General features: G+C 63.1%; 22 protein-coding genes and 1 tRNA gene. 8 read left to right on the plus strand and 15 right to left on the minus strand.

Annotated elements, in window-relative coordinates:
• The first annotated feature begins 113 nt into the window (after positions 1-113).
• Positions 114-530 carry a winged helix-turn-helix transcriptional regulator gene (locus tag ACLI1C_RS15950; RefSeq protein WP_411398487.1) on the plus strand — a complete coding sequence of 139 codons (417 nt, stop codon included), beginning with the start codon at positions 114-116 and terminating at the stop codon, positions 528-530.
• A 45-nt stretch (positions 531-575) separates the two neighbouring features.
• Here the strand turns inward: ACLI1C_RS15950 and ACLI1C_RS15955 are convergent, their stop codons facing one another.
• A complete protein-coding gene (locus tag ACLI1C_RS15955) occupies positions 576-1,931 on the minus strand; it encodes an MATE family efflux transporter (RefSeq protein ID WP_411398489.1) in 1,356 nt (451 codons plus the stop codon).
• A 310-nt stretch (positions 1,932-2,241) separates the two neighbouring features.
• Between ACLI1C_RS15955 and ACLI1C_RS15960 the strand changes: the two genes are divergently transcribed.
• From ACLI1C_RS15960 to ACLI1C_RS15980, 5 genes are all read left to right on the plus strand, one after another.
• Complete coding sequence (locus tag ACLI1C_RS15960; RefSeq protein ID WP_411398490.1) at positions 2,242-2,961, plus strand: AzlC family ABC transporter permease; 720 nt, start codon at positions 2,242-2,244, stop codon at positions 2,959-2,961.
• Positions 2,951-3,259 carry an AzlD family protein gene (locus ACLI1C_RS15965; protein WP_411398492.1) on the plus strand — a complete coding sequence of 103 codons (309 nt, stop codon included), beginning with the start codon at positions 2,951-2,953 and terminating at the stop codon, positions 3,257-3,259. Before ACLI1C_RS15960 ends, ACLI1C_RS15965 begins: the two co-directional genes overlap by 11 nt.
• A 47-nt stretch (positions 3,260-3,306) precedes the next feature.
• A tRNA-Leu gene (locus ACLI1C_RS15970) sits at positions 3,307-3,390 on the plus strand.
• Between the two features lie 226 nt (positions 3,391-3,616).
• The gene (locus tag ACLI1C_RS15975) at positions 3,617-4,135 is read left to right on the plus strand and encodes a hypothetical protein (protein ID WP_411398493.1); all 519 of its coding nucleotides are present in this window, start codon (positions 3,617-3,619) and stop codon (positions 4,133-4,135) included.
• Positions 4,136-4,161: 26 nt separating this feature from the next.
• Positions 4,162-5,247 carry a hypothetical protein gene (locus ACLI1C_RS15980; protein WP_411398494.1) on the plus strand — a complete coding sequence of 362 codons (1,086 nt, stop codon included), beginning with the start codon at positions 4,162-4,164 and terminating at the stop codon, positions 5,245-5,247.
• 297 nt (positions 5,248-5,544) lie between these two features.
• On the opposite strand, the gene ACLI1C_RS15985 is transcribed toward ACLI1C_RS15980, so the two are convergent.
• From ACLI1C_RS15985 to ACLI1C_RS16020, 8 genes are all read right to left on the minus strand, one after another.
• Positions 5,545-5,889 carry a hypothetical protein gene (locus tag ACLI1C_RS15985; RefSeq protein ID WP_411398496.1) on the minus strand — a complete coding sequence of 115 codons (345 nt, stop codon included), beginning with the start codon at positions 5,887-5,889 and terminating at the stop codon, positions 5,545-5,547.
• Positions 5,890-5,893: 4 nt separating this feature from the next.
• Entirely contained in the window at positions 5,894-6,166 is a 273-nt protein-coding gene (locus ACLI1C_RS15990; RefSeq protein WP_411398498.1) for a hypothetical protein, read from the minus strand.
• Positions 6,126-6,533 carry a hypothetical protein gene (locus ACLI1C_RS15995; RefSeq protein WP_411398499.1) on the minus strand — a complete coding sequence of 136 codons (408 nt, stop codon included), beginning with the start codon at positions 6,531-6,533 and terminating at the stop codon, positions 6,126-6,128. Before ACLI1C_RS15995 ends, ACLI1C_RS15990 begins: the two co-directional genes overlap by 41 nt.
• On the minus strand, positions 6,530-7,276 hold the full coding sequence (locus ACLI1C_RS16000) for an N-acetylmuramoyl-L-alanine amidase (protein WP_411398501.1): 747 nt from the start codon (positions 7,274-7,276) through the stop codon (positions 6,530-6,532). The genes ACLI1C_RS15995 and ACLI1C_RS16000 overlap by 4 nt, the downstream gene beginning before the upstream one ends.
• Positions 7,277-7,349: 73 nt before the next feature.
• Positions 7,350-8,423 carry a phage late control D family protein gene (locus ACLI1C_RS16005; RefSeq protein ID WP_411398503.1) on the minus strand — a complete coding sequence of 358 codons (1,074 nt, stop codon included), beginning with the start codon at positions 8,421-8,423 and terminating at the stop codon, positions 7,350-7,352.
• On the minus strand, positions 8,423-8,650 hold the full coding sequence (locus ACLI1C_RS16010) for a tail protein X (protein ID WP_411398504.1): 228 nt from the start codon (positions 8,648-8,650) through the stop codon (positions 8,423-8,425). Before ACLI1C_RS16010 ends, ACLI1C_RS16005 begins: the two co-directional genes overlap by 1 nt.
• Positions 8,650-9,096: a phage tail protein gene (locus ACLI1C_RS16015; protein ID WP_411398506.1), complete on the minus strand. Its 447-nt coding sequence runs from the start codon at positions 9,094-9,096 to the stop codon at positions 8,650-8,652. The genes ACLI1C_RS16010 and ACLI1C_RS16015 overlap by 1 nt, the downstream gene beginning before the upstream one ends.
• Before the next feature lie 3 nt (positions 9,097-9,099).
• The gene (locus ACLI1C_RS16020; RefSeq protein ID WP_411398507.1) at positions 9,100-11,340 is read right to left on the minus strand and encodes a phage tail tape measure protein; all 2,241 of its coding nucleotides are present in this window, start codon (positions 11,338-11,340) and stop codon (positions 9,100-9,102) included.
• A gap of 57 nt (positions 11,341-11,397) precedes the next feature.
• On the opposite strand from ACLI1C_RS16020, the gene ACLI1C_RS16025 reads away from it, so the two are divergent.
• The gene (locus ACLI1C_RS16025; RefSeq protein WP_411398509.1) at positions 11,398-11,718 is read left to right on the plus strand and encodes a signal recognition particle; all 321 of its coding nucleotides are present in this window, start codon (positions 11,398-11,400) and stop codon (positions 11,716-11,718) included.
• A 9-nt stretch (positions 11,719-11,727) separates the two neighbouring features.
• Entirely contained in the window at positions 11,728-12,018 is a 291-nt protein-coding gene (locus ACLI1C_RS16030) for a hypothetical protein (protein ID WP_411398511.1), read from the plus strand.
• A 190-nt stretch (positions 12,019-12,208) separates the two neighbouring features.
• Here the strand turns inward: ACLI1C_RS16030 and ACLI1C_RS16035 are convergent, their stop codons facing one another.
• From ACLI1C_RS16035 to ACLI1C_RS16060, 6 genes are all read right to left on the minus strand, one after another.
• Positions 12,209-12,514, minus strand: coding sequence for a phage tail assembly protein (locus ACLI1C_RS16035; protein WP_411398512.1), 306 nt, complete (start codon positions 12,512-12,514; stop codon positions 12,209-12,211).
• A gap of 3 nt (positions 12,515-12,517) precedes the next feature.
• Entirely contained in the window at positions 12,518-13,036 is a 519-nt protein-coding gene (locus ACLI1C_RS16040) for a phage major tail tube protein (RefSeq protein ID WP_411398514.1), read from the minus strand.
• A gap of 84 nt (positions 13,037-13,120) precedes the next feature.
• Entirely contained in the window at positions 13,121-14,353 is a 1,233-nt protein-coding gene (locus ACLI1C_RS16045) for a phage tail protein (RefSeq protein WP_411398516.1), read from the minus strand.
• 35 nt (positions 14,354-14,388) lie between these two features.
• Positions 14,389-14,748: a DUF1353 domain-containing protein gene (locus ACLI1C_RS16050; RefSeq protein ID WP_411398518.1), complete on the minus strand. Its 360-nt coding sequence runs from the start codon at positions 14,746-14,748 to the stop codon at positions 14,389-14,391.
• Entirely contained in the window at positions 14,745-15,152 is a 408-nt protein-coding gene (locus tag ACLI1C_RS16055) for a hypothetical protein (protein WP_411398520.1), read from the minus strand. The genes ACLI1C_RS16050 and ACLI1C_RS16055 overlap by 4 nt, the downstream gene beginning before the upstream one ends.
• 2 nt (positions 15,153-15,154) lie before the next feature.
• A complete protein-coding gene (locus ACLI1C_RS16060; protein WP_411398521.1) occupies positions 15,155-16,510 on the minus strand; it encodes a hypothetical protein in 1,356 nt (451 codons plus the stop codon).
• Positions 16,511-16,516: the final 6 nt, after the last annotated feature.

Here is a 16,516-nt window from a genome sequence, read left to right on the forward strand (position 1 = left end):
CAGGCGCACTGCGCGAAAAGTCAGCGCGGCGTGCGGTGCGACATTCGTGCCCTAGGCACATTAGGGAACTGTGTCTATATTAGTGCCTGAGTTCCCCATACGAAGGCACGTCCATGTCCCTGCACGACACGTCCAAATCGGCCAATTGCCACGCCATGAGCGATGTCCTCAATCGCATCGGCGACAAGTGGAGCGTCATGGTGGTCGGCATGCTCGGCCGCAATGGCACGCTGCGCTTCAACGAGCTCAAGCGCATGATCAACGGCGTCAGCCAGCGCATGCTGACCCTGACCCTGCGCAATCTGGAGCGCGATGGCCTGGTCACCCGCACCATCTATCCCGAGGTGCCGCCGCGCGTTGAATATGGCCTGACCGAAATGGGCCGGACGCTCGATGGCCCGATCGGCAAGCTGTGGGACTGGTCGGCCGAGCATCACACCGCCATCATCGAGGCCCGCGCCGTCTATGATGCGCGTGAAAGCGCCGTGGCCGCCGCCACGCCGCGCAAGGTCGCCTACGCGCAGGGCTAGCCGGCTCTGCCTCTCCCGACGGGAGAGGCAGGCCGTCTGTTGCTGCTAAACCAGCGCCACGATCTTCTTTTTCTTCCAGACGAACTGGTACCAGCTCGCCTGCATGATCAGCATGCCGGTAAAGCTGGCCGCATAGGCGATCCAGATGCCCGAGAGCCCCAGGCTCGTCTGGCTGAGCAGGATGGCGAGCGGCAGCTCGATCAGCAGGATGCCGGCCATGGCCAGCAGCATGGGTGCATAGACCATGCCGCTGGCGCGCATCATGCCCGAAAACACCACGCCCCAGCCGAACAGCAGGATGCTCCACAGCACGATGTGCAGCAGCGATTCGGTCAGCGCGATCACGTCCGGATCGGTGATGAAGAGGCCCACCAGATGCTGGCTGAAGAGATAGGCCAGCACGATCAGTGAGCCGGTGACGATGAGGTTCATGAGCAGCGCGGTGCGGGTGATCAGCCCAAGCTGGTCGATCTGCCGCGCGCCGATGGCCTGGGCCCCGAAGATCGAGGTGGCGATGCCGATCGACATGGCGGGGAACTGCACATAGTTCAGCACCTGGTTGAGCGCGCCGAAGGCCGCGGTCGCGTCCGAGCCGAAGCGGTTGACGAGGCCGACGACGACAATGCCGGCTACCGAAGACACCACCATCTGCAGGCCCGCCGGAATGCCCAGCTTGAGGATCAGCCCCAGGAGCTTGAAGTCCGGCCGCAGCGCCTTGAGCAAGGTGGCATCGGGCGCCAGCGGCAGGTTGCGCGCTCGCAGGTAGACAAAGAGAAAGGCCAGCACGACGACAAAGCCGGCAATGAAGGCCCAGGCGGCGGAATCGACGCCAAGCTGCGGCAGCCCGCCCCAGCCCTGGATCAGTGCCGGCGTCAGCACGGCGCCGATCAGCAGCGAGATGACCAGTGAAAAGAGCGGCGTGATCGTGTCGCCCACGCCACGCAGGATGGAGGTGACGACGAGGAAGATGAAAAAGCCCGGCATGCCCAGGAACATGATGCGCGCATAGCCGACGGCCAGGTGGCGCACATTGTCCGGGGCGCCGAGCAGGCCCATGATGCTCTCGACCCAGACGCCACCGATCACCGCGACCACCAGCCCCAGCGTCAGCGCCGCCGTCAGCGTGGTGCCGGCGATCTGCTTGACCCGCTCGACATTGCGGGCGCCCCAGGCCTGGCCGATCAGCACGGTCGAACCGGCCGACAGGCCGATGATGAAGCTGATCAGGAAGAACAGGATCGGGAAGAAGATCGCGACGGCGGCCAGCGCCTCGACGCCGATCATCTGCCCGATATAGATCGAGTTGATGGTGCCCGACAGCGCCTGCAGGATATTGGACGCCATGAGGGGCACGAGAAAGAAGGCGAACCGCTGCCAGAGCGGCCGTGCTTGGGGGTTCATTTGAACACTCCGAAAAACCTCGACAAAACTGCGCCACGTCGCTGGCCCCAGAAGCAGCGGGGAACCGGGCAATATCCGGGCCGCTGCGGGGACCGTTTCACACCCCGATAACGGGGTGCCGGCTGGACGGGCGCGGGAGGCGTGGAAATGACACGGCCGGTTCTCTACGCCCGAGGTCGGAAGAGGTCAATCTGGGCCGCCGGTGTTTCAGTGGCCCATCACTGCCCGAAATACCCGCCATCACCACTTGTCATCGCCGGCCGCCTGAATCCCACGTGCGCAAGGCAGCGCCAGCGGCTATGCAGATGGCATGTCCACGCTCGTCGCGCCCTACCGCTTTGCCGACCAGTTCTATGCCGGCGCTCGCGCCTGCATCCCCGTCTGCATTTCGGTGGCGGCCTATGGCGTGGTCTGGGGCGTCCTGGCGCGCGGCGCGGGGCTGAGCCTGTTCGAAGTCATCCTGATGAGCGGGCTGGTCTTTGCCGGCTCGGCGCAATTCGTCGCGCTCGACCTCTGGAGCACCAGGCCCTCGGCACTCCCCATCGGCCCGCTGATCCTGGCCGCGCTCATCGTCAACCTGCGCTACCTGCTGCTGACCGCGACGCTGCGCCCGCTGTTCCGGCCCGACCAGCAGTGGAAGGGCGCCGTGATGATGGGCATCGTCTCGGACGAGACCTGGGCCATGACGGTGGGCGAAATGGCCCGCGGACGGGGCTCCATCGCCTTCCTCCTCGGCGGGGGCATCTTTGCCTATGTGGTGTGGATGGCCATGACGGTCACCGGCCATGTGCTGGGCTCGGCCATCGACGATCCGAGCAGATACGGGCTCGATTTCGCCTTCACCGCCACCTTCCTCGCGCTGCTGCTCGGCATGTGGCGGGGCAAGGGGGATCTGGTGCCCTGGATCGTGGCGGCGCTGGCCGCCATCGTCTCGGCCAAGCTGGTCGGCGGCAGCTGGTATATCCTGATCGGCGGCATTGTCGGCAGCCTTGCGGGCGCGCTCGCGGAAAGGCGCCGCCATGCTGACTAGTCCAGAAGCACTCATCGCCATCCTGGGCATGGCGCTCGTCACCTTCGCCATCAAGGCCGGTGGACTGCTGCTGGCCAATCGCCTGCCCAGCGAAGGCTTTGCCGCTGCCTGGCTGCGGCATATCCCCGGCGCCGTGCTGGCAGCCCTGGTGGCGCCGGCCCTGGTTACCGGCAGCCCCGCCGAAGTCATCGCCGCGGCGGCCACGGGCCTGGTCTTTATCACCAGCCGCAACCTCTTCGCCGCCATGGCCGCCGGGGTCGCCACGGTCTATCTGGCGCGCCTGCTGCTGGCGGGGTGAAGAGCCTGTTGCGGGAAATCCCGCGCTGGGCTAGACACCATGCCCGTGCCCCTCTGGCGGAATGGTAGACGCAGAGGACTCAAAATCCTCCGTCGCGAGACGTGCCGGTTCGAGTCCGGCGGGGGGCACCAACGGCCTCGGCCGAGTGGGCTAACTCCCTGAATTAAATAACTTGTTCTTCCTGCCGCACCATGCTTGGGGCACGTTTTGGGGCACGTTTTGGGGCATGTTTTTGGGGCCGATTTTTTCCACCATACCCGCAAGCTCCGAGGCGCCGCTGTGAAGTCCAACCACGTTGTGCTAGCCGCTACCCTGCTTTTCGTGGGGTTCATCGCGTTTGCAGCTGGGGGAATCACGGTGACCCAAACCTCTGCCGACATGCCTCATGGCGTGATCGAGTATTTTATCGAGCGGTATCAAACCGCGATTGCCAGCAGCGTGGCAATCGTCGGTTTTGTGCTAGTTCTCGCTCAGTTGAGAACGGCCGCAAAGCAGCACGAACGGGTGATGCTGTTCAACATAGAGCCAGAGCGCCGGGCTATGGAGGAAGCAGAGGCATTTGCCGCATATCTGCGGAAGGAGGTTGTTCAAAAGGTTGCGGACGGCGGCGTTGCTGCGAAGCATCAAAGACTTTTCACGACCTATTCGACGGAGCGCCGAGACGAACTGCTCAAGGACAAATTGGTCTACCCAATGCTTGAGGCTCTAAACCGGGTTATATTGGCTGTCGGCCAGTACAATTCCTTGTACCCATTCGGCCCTGATAATCGCGACAAGACCGAGGAAGCTTTTCAGAAGGTAGTGGCGGCTCTCGCCGACCTAGAAGTGGCCACCGCGCACCGCACCCGCGAGCTGCTTTCGCTTACCCAGCTGTAGGCGCCCGGACGACAACTGGAGGGGGCATGAAGCTTCAACGTGACGCAAAGGTCCTAAAGTCGCACGCGATTTCGTCGCTGCGACTGGCGATGGAAGCATTCAATTCTTACAGCGAAGAAGGGAGGATCGTATGCGTGTTGCTGCACTTGCAACATGCTTGCGAGATGCTGCTGAAAGCGGCGCTCTGCCAAAACAGGATTAGGGTCTTCGACAAGTCCACGGGTCGATCTATCGGCTTTGAGAAGTGCCTTAGCCTGTGCACGGCTCTAAAACTTTCACCCGTTGATGCCGGGGTGATGCGGTCGGTCGACGCCCTTAGAGACAGTGCGCAGCATTGGTACGTGGCGATATCCGAAGAGCTTCTCTATCTGCAAACAAGAGCGCTGATTACGTCCTTTGACGCCTATTTGAAGGCGGTATTCACCGATGATCTCAGTTCCCACATTCCAGCTAGGGTTCTACCGGTCTCGACGCAACCACCTGGTGACTTCGAATTCTTGGTTGATAGGGAATACAAATTGGTCAGCGATCTTCTCTCTCCTGGGAAGCGCCAGAGGGGTGAGGCGCGAGCCAAGATTAGGTCGCTTCTAGCGATGGAGGCCTTGGTAACGGACCAAGTTAGCGTATCAGAGAAGGACGTTGATCGTGTGGAGAAAGCGGTCCGTGAGGGCCTTGATCTCGGATCTGTCTTCCCTCGCCTATTATCCGTGGATACCAGCTCATCAGGCGAAGGCGTTTCCCTCAAAATTGTCTTGGGGAAGAAAGACGGGGCACCCATGAAATACGTGGGTGGTGACGACGTCGAGAATGTAGCCGCCGTGCGAGAGGTGGATCTCAGCAAGAAGTATCATCTGCGCGCTTCCGAGCTATCGGCCCGGTTGGGCTTGAGCGAGCCGAGGTGCCGAGCACTTCGCACCGAACTCAAGATCGATGAAGATGCTAGCTGCAGCCACCTCTTCGAGTCGCTGTCCAGCTGGTATGTGGGCTATTCAGACAATGCCGTTAGGCGGATGAAAGAAAGCATTGCCGGCGGGATAGACCTGACGGCTGTGTGGGAACGGCATCGCCCAAGGCCAAAACGTGGTGTGAAGAACAGGCAGGGCAAGGATTGAAGCGGGTGAAGGGCTCGCAACCAGCTCACTAGACCCATGTGGATCGGGCGTTTCCGCGCGATCCACATGGTTAGGTATCCCCGCAGGTATCCCCGCAGGGATCCCCGCGCGGGTTAGCGGGAACTCCGCTCGAAACAGATAAACGATCGCACGCATTCGGGCGTGAAGTGATGGCCGGTAAAAAGCAGCGTGGCAAATATCGTCACCAGGATGACTAGCCCCACTCTACCCAAGGCGCCCGCGCGGCGCCTCGACTCCACAAGGGCGATGCGCCAGGCGCGGCCCCGCTCGAACTGGTTAGATTTGTCCATCTGTTGGACCTCCCTGCTGCTTGAGCAATTTGCGCCGCAGCTGCCAGAGATCGATGAAGAACCCCGAAACGAGGATCCCGCCGATCCCGACCAGGAAGCCGCCCAAACCCTGGGCAGCTTCCATGTCGACGCCGGCGAAGTCGATCACCGGCCGGATGATCGGATTGATCGCCGGCCCGATGTAGATCGCGCAGATCATGCCGACGATCACGCTGATAAACCCGTCAAGCGGTGGCTGCTTGAGGGTGAGCCACCTCACCACGCCGCCCAGGGCGCCCGCCAGGGCGAGCTTGGCGACTGGCGAGAACAGCCACGACAGATTGAAGTCCATAAACCTAGTTCCCCTTCATACCAGATTGCAGGTGACGGTAGAAATCGCCGAACCGCCTGATCACGCCATTTGCCCAGTCGAGTTGCGCCCGCTCGCGCGCCAGGACGATCACCGGATTTGCACCCAACACGGCCGGCGCGTGAGGGACTTGAGTTTGAAACTCTGCCGGCAGCACCGGCAGCATGACCTTGGTTTCAGCGCGGCCCTTTTCGGCCGCTGCCTGGTAGAGCTGCGCGCTAGTCGACGCGCAGCCCGAGCAGATCAAGATCGTCAGCATCGAGGCTGCAAACAACCTTACGGACGGTCCCGCCATCCCCCTCACGTACCCGCTGCGCATAGTGTTCAATCTCCATTTCCAATAGGTCGCGCTCGGCCTGGGCATCATCGGCCGCCGCCTTGCTCTGTTCGATCGATGTCTGGGTCGCGCGCTCGCCGATCTGGAATTGGCGCAGCTGCTCATCGCGGGTGGCCTTGGCGGCAACCGCCTCGGTGGTCTTTGTGCAGATCTCCACCTGCTGCTCGATGACGCGGGGGATCTCGATATGCTCGACCACCAGGCCGCGCGCCGTCCATCCCGCACCGGTGCCGACCAGGGCGACCAGACCCGCCCCGATGATCATGCCAAGGCTGGGGGCGCTGATCATGCCGCCGCCTTCTCAAAGGTCTCACGCAGCAGCTTCACGGTGGCGGCGTCGAATGCCCCGCTCTGCTGCAGCCCGTTCCACTGCTGATAAAGGCGCAACGCGGTTGCGGTGCGGTCCCCGGCGATGCCGTCGATCGGGCCGAACTGCAGGCCGGCCGCCGCCAGCAGCTTCTGCAGGTAGACCGTGCGCGCATCCGGCCCGGCCACATGCGTGGTCACCGCTGCATTGGCGGCCGGCACGCTGAACACTTCGCCCCAATTGCCTTTGATGTCGGCGGCCGGCAGGCCCTTGCTGGCCGCCCAGGGGATCACGTCAAAGCAGGGGCAAGCCTTCAGATGCTCGCCCGGCTCGATGATGCCATTGCCATTGCGATCGGGCGACAGGTCGCGGTGACCGCAGGCGCCGGCGCCGGCATACATGGCCGAGACATCGCGCAGCCGCTGCTCAAGCGTGGCGAGCTGCGCCGGGTTGGCGGTATGGGCCGGGCGACCTTGGGCGTCGAGCCCGCCCACCAGGCTGATCCCGTAGGCGATCGAGTTGAAGCCCGCGACATGGGCGCCGACCGCCTCAATGCCCCGCCCGACCTCAAGCCGGCCGTCGAGGCGGATCAGCTCGTTATAGCCGATATCGCTCCACCCGATCGCCTTGTGCATCGCCCGCACCTCGGTGACGCCGATATCCTGGCCGGGCCGGGTGGCGGTGACATGCACGACAAGCAGCTTTGTGACCTTGCGATTGGCCATGGTTTTCGTCTCCATCGTTTGGATAAAAAAAGGCCCGCGCGAGCGGGCCTTGGGTCAGTGGCGCCGGCCGGGATCAGCCAAGCGTTTCGTGTTGCGGCAGGGCAAAATCGGCAGGATCGCTCTGCTCGCCCTTTTTGCGGGGATCCTTGCCGGCGCCGCCACCGGGCTGCTTGAGATCCAGCGAGGTTTTCGATCCGCCGCTGCGGCTGGCGCTATGCTTGACGCCGTCGATCACATAGACGCCGTCAATGCCCGGCCGCGTGCCCTTGACCAGGCAGTTGCCCTCGACCACGGCGCCGACTGTCAGATCCAGATCGACCGATCCGCTGCCGGCATCGCGCTCGCCGTCCCGCTTGCGCGCATCGAGAACCGCATCGGCCTCGCCCTCATCGGCCGCGATCGAGCGGATCACATTGGTGGCGTCGACCTCGGTGTTGCCGAAGTCCAGGTCGGTGGTTTTGTAGCTGGCGCTATCGCGATCGAACCAGCGGGCTTGCCCGGCCGCGAACTGGCCGCGCGGATCCTTGGGCGTGATCGACCAGCTCACCAGGTTGACGCCGAACTCTGCCACGGTCTGCGGCAGGTTGGCGCCGTTGGGTGCCTTGCCGGTGCCACGCTTGGCCAGGATCGCCTGGTCACCGCGGATCTTGAAAGTGCCGCCCAATTTGCGCGCGAGCCGCTCGCCAACCGCGATCAGGCTTTCGCCATCGGCCGCCCAATAGTCTTGCGTCAGATCGGCGAAAGCCGGATCCACGGTGATGGTGAGCCCGGCCTGGTCGGCGAGCTTGCCGAGATAGGTGCCAAGATCCGCATCATCGAGATGGAAACTCTGCGGCTCTTTAGCCTTGCCCCCAGTGTCGAATCCCTTGGCCTTGATCTTGAGAACGCGGCCGGAATTGCGCGACCCTGACGACTCGACCTTTTCGACAAAGCCGGCAAACACCTTGCTGCCCTGCAGGTAGACCGAGATCGGCGCCCGTTTCGAGGGCAGGCGGGCATGGCCCAGGCTATCATCGACCGTCAGATCGCAGGTGTCGGATGCCTCGCCGGCCTTGTCATTGATCGAGATATCGATCAGCACCTTGGCCCAGGCCGCCGTGAGATCCTGCCCGTCAAGGATGACGCGCCAGTCGACTTTCCAAGCCATTACGATTCCCCGAATAGGTCGATCACCTTGACCAGCTGCGCCTGCTTTGGCGCCGGCGCGTCGGGCAGGTTGATCACCGTGCCGATCGGCAGCTCGGCGCCGAGGCCCGCCACGCCGGGGTTTGCGTCGAGGGTCTGCTCAAGCAGGCCCGGCCCGGCCATGCCGTGCTGCCGCCAAAGCAGCAGATCCAGCGTGGTGCGCGAGCGTTGAACGGTCACAGAGATCATCACAGATCCTCGAACAAGTTGAGCAGCATGCCGACCAGGCCACCGGCCTGCCCGCCCCCTGCAGCGCCATCGGTGTCGACCTTGACCAGGTCGATCGTGTAGCGAACCACAAACCCCACCCCGTAGCGGGTGAGGCTGGTGTGCTGCTCGCTCACTTTCTCGATCGCATACCAGCCGAACATGCGGCCATCGCCTCGCATCACCGGCACCTTGGTGCCCGAGGTGGAGAGGCTTTGCGCCAGTTCTAGCTCTGTCAGCCCGCCGATCTTGGTGGGCAGCAGCTGGCCGGTGAGGCTGATACTCTCATCAGCCTCACCCATGAACTCGCGCGCCTGGCGCCCCCCCATGATCGGTTTGACGGCCAGGTCGGCGCCGGCGTTGCGGTTGAAGCTGTCGGCGTTGAAAGGCGCAGTGTCGAGCGTCAGTGGCCCGATTTGGAACAGCATGATTTACCCCGCGAATTCTGTATCGGCGTAAAGCCCGCCAAGCCCATCGGACAGCAGCCCCTTGAGCTTCTGCATGACGATCTCGGCCGTGGCTTCTGGATCGCTGGCCGCTTGAATGACCAAGGTGCCCACGAGGCTTTCAAGGCTGAACGATCGACCGCCGCCGCCCATCATGCCGGCAGTGGCGCCGGCATCGTGCACAAAGCCGCTGCGGCCGGGCGTAACCAGTTCCGGGCCATGTTCGCCCACCAGATACGTCTTGCCGCCCATGATCGAGCCGCCAGCCGCGCGGGCGCCGTCAATGCCCGGCGCCTGCCCAACCGGATAGAGGACGTGCCCGCCGTTGCCTTGAACGGGCGCGGTAATCGGCCCGCCCAGCCCCGGCAATGTGACGTGCCCTACTGCCTTGGCGATCTCGGCAGGCCAGGTTGCGAACCAGGCGAGCATTTCGCCGAACTTGAGCACGGCGCCATCCCAGATCCCTTGAATGATCTGCCCGCCCACGGCCGCCATGCCGGTGATCGCGGCCGCGATCTCGGCCGGCAGCGCGGCGAACCAGGCGAGGATCTCCGCGCCCTTGGTCACCACGGCCATCACCGCATCGCCAACCGCGACGCCAACGGTGGTGCCCCAGGCCGCCCAATCCGCATTGCTGGCCTCGACCGGCCCCAAAAGCGCCGTCACCCAGTCGACCATGGCCCGGCCGGCGTCGATCACCGGCTGCAGCACCGGCATCAACGGCGCGATCGCGCCCGTGAAGGCCGCCCCAAATGCGCTGAAAAAGGCGGTGAGCCCGCTCCAATTGTTGTAGATCCAGAGCCCGGCCGCCGCGATCGCCGCCAGCACCAGGCCAACACCCGAGAACAGCAGCGCGCCGCGCAGCACCATGGCCACGTTGCGCACCAGGTTCATCGGATTGATCAGCGCCAGCAGGCCACCGGCCGCGCGCGCGCCGAGCAGGGCCATGTCGATCAGCCCTCCCTTGAGGAAGAGGAAGGCCCAGCGAGCCGCCAACGTGGCCACCCGCATAGCAACCAGGCCGCCGACGATCGCCACGATCGCCTGCACGATCTGGGGATGGGCGGCCGCAAAGTCTGCCATGGCGATCAGCACCGGCCCGACCGCATCGGCCACGCCATTGATCGCCGGCAGCAGCGCATTGCCGATCGCTAGCGCCACGCCATCGACCTGGTTCTTGAGCCGCTGCATGGCAAACTCTGTCGTGGCGGCGCGCTTGGCAAACTCGGCATTGACGCTGCCGGCATATTCCGTTTCGTCGGCGACATAACCCAGCGTGCGTTCGAGCGAATCCAGATTGCTCAACAGTGGCGCCAGCGCCCGCGCCTCATCACCGAACAGATCGCCCATGGTGGCCGCCTGCAGTTCGGCAGGCAGCATGCCCAGGCGCTTGATCACTTCCATGGTGGTGCCGACAGCATCTTGCTGCATGCCGGCCGCGACCTTGGTCGAATCGAGCCCGAGCCGCTTGAAGGCTTCGCGCTGCGCCTTGGTCGCACTGACGCCTTTGGTCAGGGCTCGCCCCATATTGCGGAATGATGTGCTGGCCACCTCGACCTCGGCGCCGGCGCTGACCATGGCCGAGCCGAAGGCCAGCGTTTCCTCTTTGGTGAAGCCAAAGAACTCACCCTGCGCCGCCACGCGCCGCGCGAACTCGGTGAGATCCGGCGCCGTCGAGGCCGTGCGATCGGACAGATGGTTGATCGCGTCGGCATAGAGCATGGTCTCATCGATATTGAGCCGCAGCGCTTCCCTGATCTTGGCGAGATCCTCGCCAGCCTGGCCACCGGACACACCCCAGGCGAGCGCCGCCTTGGCCGTGCCCCTGGTGAAGTCCAGCAGCTCATCGCCGGCAATGCCCGAGGCGGCCGCATTCTCCGCCAGCTCGGCCAGCTCGGTGACTGCCATCGGGATCTCGCTGGTCGCGAGCCGGCGTAAGTCCGAGCCAAACTCGGCCAGGCCCAGCTCATCAAAGTCAGAGACCTTGGCGACATCGGCCATGGCGCTCTCGAACTCGATCGCCTTCTGGATCGGATTGGCCAGGGCGCGGGCGAGCACAAACGCGGCCGCGCCGGCATCGAGCATGCGGCCGCGCATTTCGTTCATCTGCATGGCATTGGCGCGAGACTGGGTCTGCAGATCCCGCATGGTGCGGCCGAGCACACGTGCCGGCGCCGTCATCTGATCGATCAACGCGACGATCAGCTTTGAGGTGATAACGGCCATGGATGGACTTTCCAAAATGTGCCCGCTAACGGTTACTCACCACTAGGAGGGCATTAATTGAGAGTATTTGCTTGGACGGCAGTAGTTGCGGCGATGATTTCGCCCGCCGCAGCGCAGGATCTGCAAAGCATGCAGGTCGCCACGGCCCTGGGATCGGTTATCGGATCCGAAGAACTGTGCGAGTTGAGCTATGACCAGGAGGCGATCGCCGCCTACATCGAAAGCAAAGTGTCAGCCGACGATATGAGCTTTCCATCGACGCTGCAGATGATGGTGCAGGCGCAGCAGTATCAGCTGACCGATATGTCAGAGTCGGCAAAAACGGCGCACTGCACCCAGATTGCACGCGCCGCGCAGTCATTTAACTTCATCGAATAGGAGGCACGATTGGCAACCATCATTCGCAAGGAAACCCGAAAGCGCGGGTTTTTCGGCTGGATCTTTATGATCCTGTTCATCCTGTTCAACGTTCTCATGCTTGCATGGATGATTGGCGGCATGAATGCGGCGACCAGCACGGCGGCCGTGGGCCAGGCCGAGGAAGCCGGCCGCGCTATCGGCACGGCAATGGGCGCGGGCATCATCCTGTTTATCTGGGTGGCCGGCGCCGTCATCCTGGGCTTATTTGCCCTGCTGACACGCGGCCGCAAAACCATCATCGAAGAGACCGTCAGCTAACCAGAGCCATCGGCGATATTGCAAAGCGCCCGCCGAGCACGGCGGGCGCTTTGTTGTTTGGCCTAGCGCCGTTTCGGGCGTTCGCGGGCCAGCTGGCGCGACAGGCTTCTTGAGTAGCTCAAGAGCTTGTCGATATCCCATTCCTCGACCAGGTCGATCGAGGTGTTGGTGTTACGCGCTACCGCCAGAATTATGTCTCGCCAGGGGATGGCGGCGCCTTCGACATCTTCTTCATGAGCGCCGCCCCCCGCTTTCCCATGAGAGGCGCCACCTTGGCCGCCAGCTCTGTCAGATCTTCCATGTCGAGATCGAGGATGACCTCGACCGGCACGTCAGCCAGAGCGGCGAACATTTTGAAACCGGCCATGGTCTCATTGGTCTCGCCCTCGCCGACCAGGGCATCGCGGGCCTTCATCCGCCGCAGGCCGAGCGTTTCATATTTGATCCCGTCGACGGTGACCGGGTGTATCAGTTTGACGGTTGCCGCTGCGTTCATCGGTTAGATCCCCAGTGCCCGGCGTTCGTCGGCGAACATGTCGACGCCGTTGACGCGCAGCACGTTCTCGAAAAAGTCGATGTAGAACAGCTCGCGGCCGTCCAACACAAACTCATAGTGCGTCACCTCGGTGATGGTGTGATTGCACCCCTGAAATTCGGCCGGGTCGCTTTCGTCCGGTTCCCAGGCAGAGATCGCGCCCTCGATGACGGCGCGGGCACCGACGACGCTGCCGCCGCCTGGCTTCTTTTCGCGATAGGCGCCGGCGAAGATCCAGCGATCGGGCTTGCCGAGGCCACGGAACACGTCGAGATCGAGGCCCTTCACCTCAAACTTGGGCTCGATCACGTCGAGGCGGGGCTGGGCGAACTTGACGGCCAGCACGCCGCCGCCAGGCGAATGCTCGCTGCCGGCAAAGGTCAGGCCCGGCATGGCCAGCTTGGCGATGGTGGTGGCGCGAGAGGTGCCGGCTTCCTCGGCACGGCGCACGTCGACGGCAGTCAGCTGATAGAGCGGCTGCATTTTTCATCCTCACATTATGGATTCGGGTGGAGCTGGCCGGCACCGCGCCGGCCAGTCTCAAAGGGGGGAAGGCTTTGGCGCCGCTTATTCGACGGTGGTGGTGAGGCGGGCGATGATCTTGCCGACCAGGTCATCGAGCGCCGGGCGGTAGCGCGCCACCTCATGGTTGGCGACCTTGAAGGCCGGCACCGGCTCGATGCCCAGATTGACCGTCAGGTGACCGAGGCGAATGCTTTCCGGGCTGTTCTTGTCGGCGCGGAAATTGACCTCAAAGCCGAGGATATCCTCATCGACCTTGTGATCGCGCAGCATGAACTTGATCGAGTTGATCCATGCCTCGGTGAGATCGGCCGAGATCCGCTTGCCCAGAAACTGCCGGGTGATTTCCATCATCTTGACGGTGAGGTAATCGGCGCCGCGCACCTGGTGGATCTGCTTCCACAGTTCGCCCGTGGTGGTGTTGTCGGTGCCGATGAACACAAAGCCGCCATCGGCGACAGCGCCATCCACCCCGGTCTCGCCCTGCACCACAATCGAGACTTCCGATTCCAGCATCTGCTGGCCCTCGGTCGAGCCGTCGAGCAGCGAGAACGGGATCAGGCGCGACAGCCCAGACAGGCCGAGGATCGAGCGGTTGGCGAAGGGGTTGAAGGGCTTGCCTTCATGCAGATTGTCGACCCGGATCATCAGGCCGATGATGCGCGGCCCCATGGCGCGGGTGACCAGGTTTTCGCCTTCATAGACGCGGGCCGCCACGCCGATCGGCAGAATGCGCTCGGAACTGAAAACCTCGCGCTGGGTGATGGCCGCAGCCTGGCCAGTCGGATCCACGTCGACCACGGCCACGGCCAGCAGCTTTTCGGCGGCGATCGGCAGGGCCGCCCAGATCGGGTTCGGCGTTTCTGCGTCCAGCATCCAGCTGGTGCGCCCGACCCAGATCAGGCGCGGCGTGGCGCCGGTCTGGGATGCGATCTGGGCAATCAGCAGCGGATCGAGCGCGGCTGCGATGCCGGCGACGGTCGCGGCGACGGTTGCTTCCTCGGTCACCCGGATGACGGTGAGATCGGCGCCGGCATTGAGGCCACCGAGCTGGGCATGGATCGCCTTGGCAGCATCGGCGAGCAGGCCAGTGCCCAGGTCTGCCATCTTGGTGGCGTCACTGGTCGAGATCCGCACGGCCGTGCCGATCGGATAGGTGGCCGCGTTGGCATCGGCCGAGGTTTCGATGATCAGGGCCTTGGAAAAGTCGGCGCCCAGGGCGGGCACCGGCTCACTGTCGGGCCGCGTGAAAGTCATGCCGAAAACCGGTGCGGTCATCGGGGATCTCCTATGGTTGTGGATTTGGTTTCAGGTCACCGGCGCGCGGCGTCGAACATCACAACGGCCACAAACATGGCCATTGCCTTCCATCGCTCGACGCCCAGGATCAGCAGGGCGTCGAGAAAGATCGTATGAGCGGTGAGCGGGTCGAACTCTGACCAGCTGCGCAGGTAGTCATGCAGCACGGCCGCCGCTGCATATTGCGGGTCGTAAGGGGCGAACAGCCACCAGAGCCACCGGGGCACCGAGGCTAGGTCGGTGACAAAGCCGGCCGGGATGGTCACCGTCAGGCCCGAGCCTTTCAGCCCGATGTCGAAAGAAAAAGGGCGCTCCGTTCGGTAGCGCCCTTGCGTATCTGGTGTGATGACCAGCGGTTGAGTGAAGCTGCTCATAGGGTGAGCCCCCAGAGCCAGAGATCGTTCAGCTCGGCCTCGCTCATTTCGAGGTGCACCCGAGCCGCCTCGATCAGCGGATGATCACGCCGGAACTCAAGCGAGAATTCCAGCATGGCCGAGGCGATGCCTTTCTGCACCGGGTCGGTCATGGCGCCCACCCAGGTGGTGAGCGCCGTTTCGTGGCCGGTGGCGCGCACGGCGCCCCAGAACTGGTAGGGCTTGAGCGGGACGAATGGGCTGGGCGCGTCGGGTGGGACGTAGGCAGGGATCGTGTTCCCCTCCGCCTCCCATTCCGCGATCATCTGGCGGTGACGGTTGGCCGGGTCGTCGGGGACCGTCATACGAATGTCGTCGATAGTAGCGTCGATGAACCCCTGTTCAGTAAATCCGTGCACTTCCATGTTTATATCTCCGCATCCGCTGTATAGGTCGCGCTATCATAACTAGTCCCGGCCGCAACTCCGTTTTGATAGCTGCGAATACCCGTTGTAGTGGTGCGATCAATTGCACCTGACGCAATAGTACAGGTGGGCGTTACCCTTTTGGTTACCATAAAAAAAGTGTACACGCTCATGGTGGTGGATATAGTCGTAGGATTGTAGACAGATGCTCCCACCCCTTTCTCATAGTACCGCTGGCACAGCGCTAATTCCTGCTGGGCATTCCGAGCCGGGAACGGATCAACCTCGGCTGTCGCATCACCTTCCACCAAGGACACGTGCGTGAGGTAATAATTGGCGGCCGCACGCGGCTCGATAAACTGCCGGAAAGCTAGATATTCCCCGCTGCTGCCAAACGTTTTTCCAGAGACTGACGGCACATCGAGCACAGTTTGCACTTTTGCCCATGTGGATGCTGCAGGAACAAGTGGTGCTCCCGCTTGGTCTGCATTTGCACTGCCGCCACTACCAAAAACCTGGGTCAGATAATGTTGGAAGGTGGTTCCAGAGCCACCGAGATAAACATAACCGGTGGCCGTTGCTTTCTTGCCTGCAAACGTGTCAACGCGCTCGATGCGTTGTTGGATTTCGACTGCGCCGCTTGTTGGAGCTACTGCAAAGTTAATACGCAAAGCGGAGCGTACCCCGCTAGGGAAATTGACAAGGTCGGCCGTCAGCATCGTGTAGAGAAGGGCCGTAAGAGGCTGATCGGTCCCGTTTAGTATCCGCCACCGATCCCCAGCGAAATTATTGCTGCCAGCCGAAATAACTACAGACGTGGCCCGCTGCCAATTTCCGAAATCGCCGTTGATGATTGGGCTTCGATCGCCGGTAACAAACCCGATGTTGGCCCGCGCACGCCCCTGGGCAGCAGCGGCGAGACCTTGCGGCGTGTCATGCCGGATCACGACACTCAGGGCAGCTTTCGCATCCAATGCGGCGCCGAGCCCGCTCACCTGCTCGATGGTATGGCCGTGCGGCCCAAGTGCGGCCAGCGCCGCCTGCGCCACCCAGAGCACCCCCGACTTAACCATCACATAGCCATCGGGCGCCTCATCGACGCCATCGGTGTCGGTGAGATCCGCCAGCGAAAACGTGGTGCCGGCCGGCATCTTGCCCGCCAGCGCCTCGGTCAGCCCGGTGATCTCGTCAATACCATGCCCATGCACGGCGGGCGCCAGATCGGCGATCGCCAGAAACAGGGCATGGATATCGTTGTCGAGCATCGGCAGAACCTGCTGCTGCAGGTTCTCGATCTCTTGCCGCACGTTTTTGGTTTCGTCCGGCAGCGGATACAAGCGGTTAACAGTATTGGCCATGTTGCT

This window comes from Devosia sp. XGJD_8 (genome assembly GCF_046614475.1).
Taxonomy (GTDB): Bacteria; Pseudomonadota; Alphaproteobacteria; order Rhizobiales; family Devosiaceae; genus Devosia.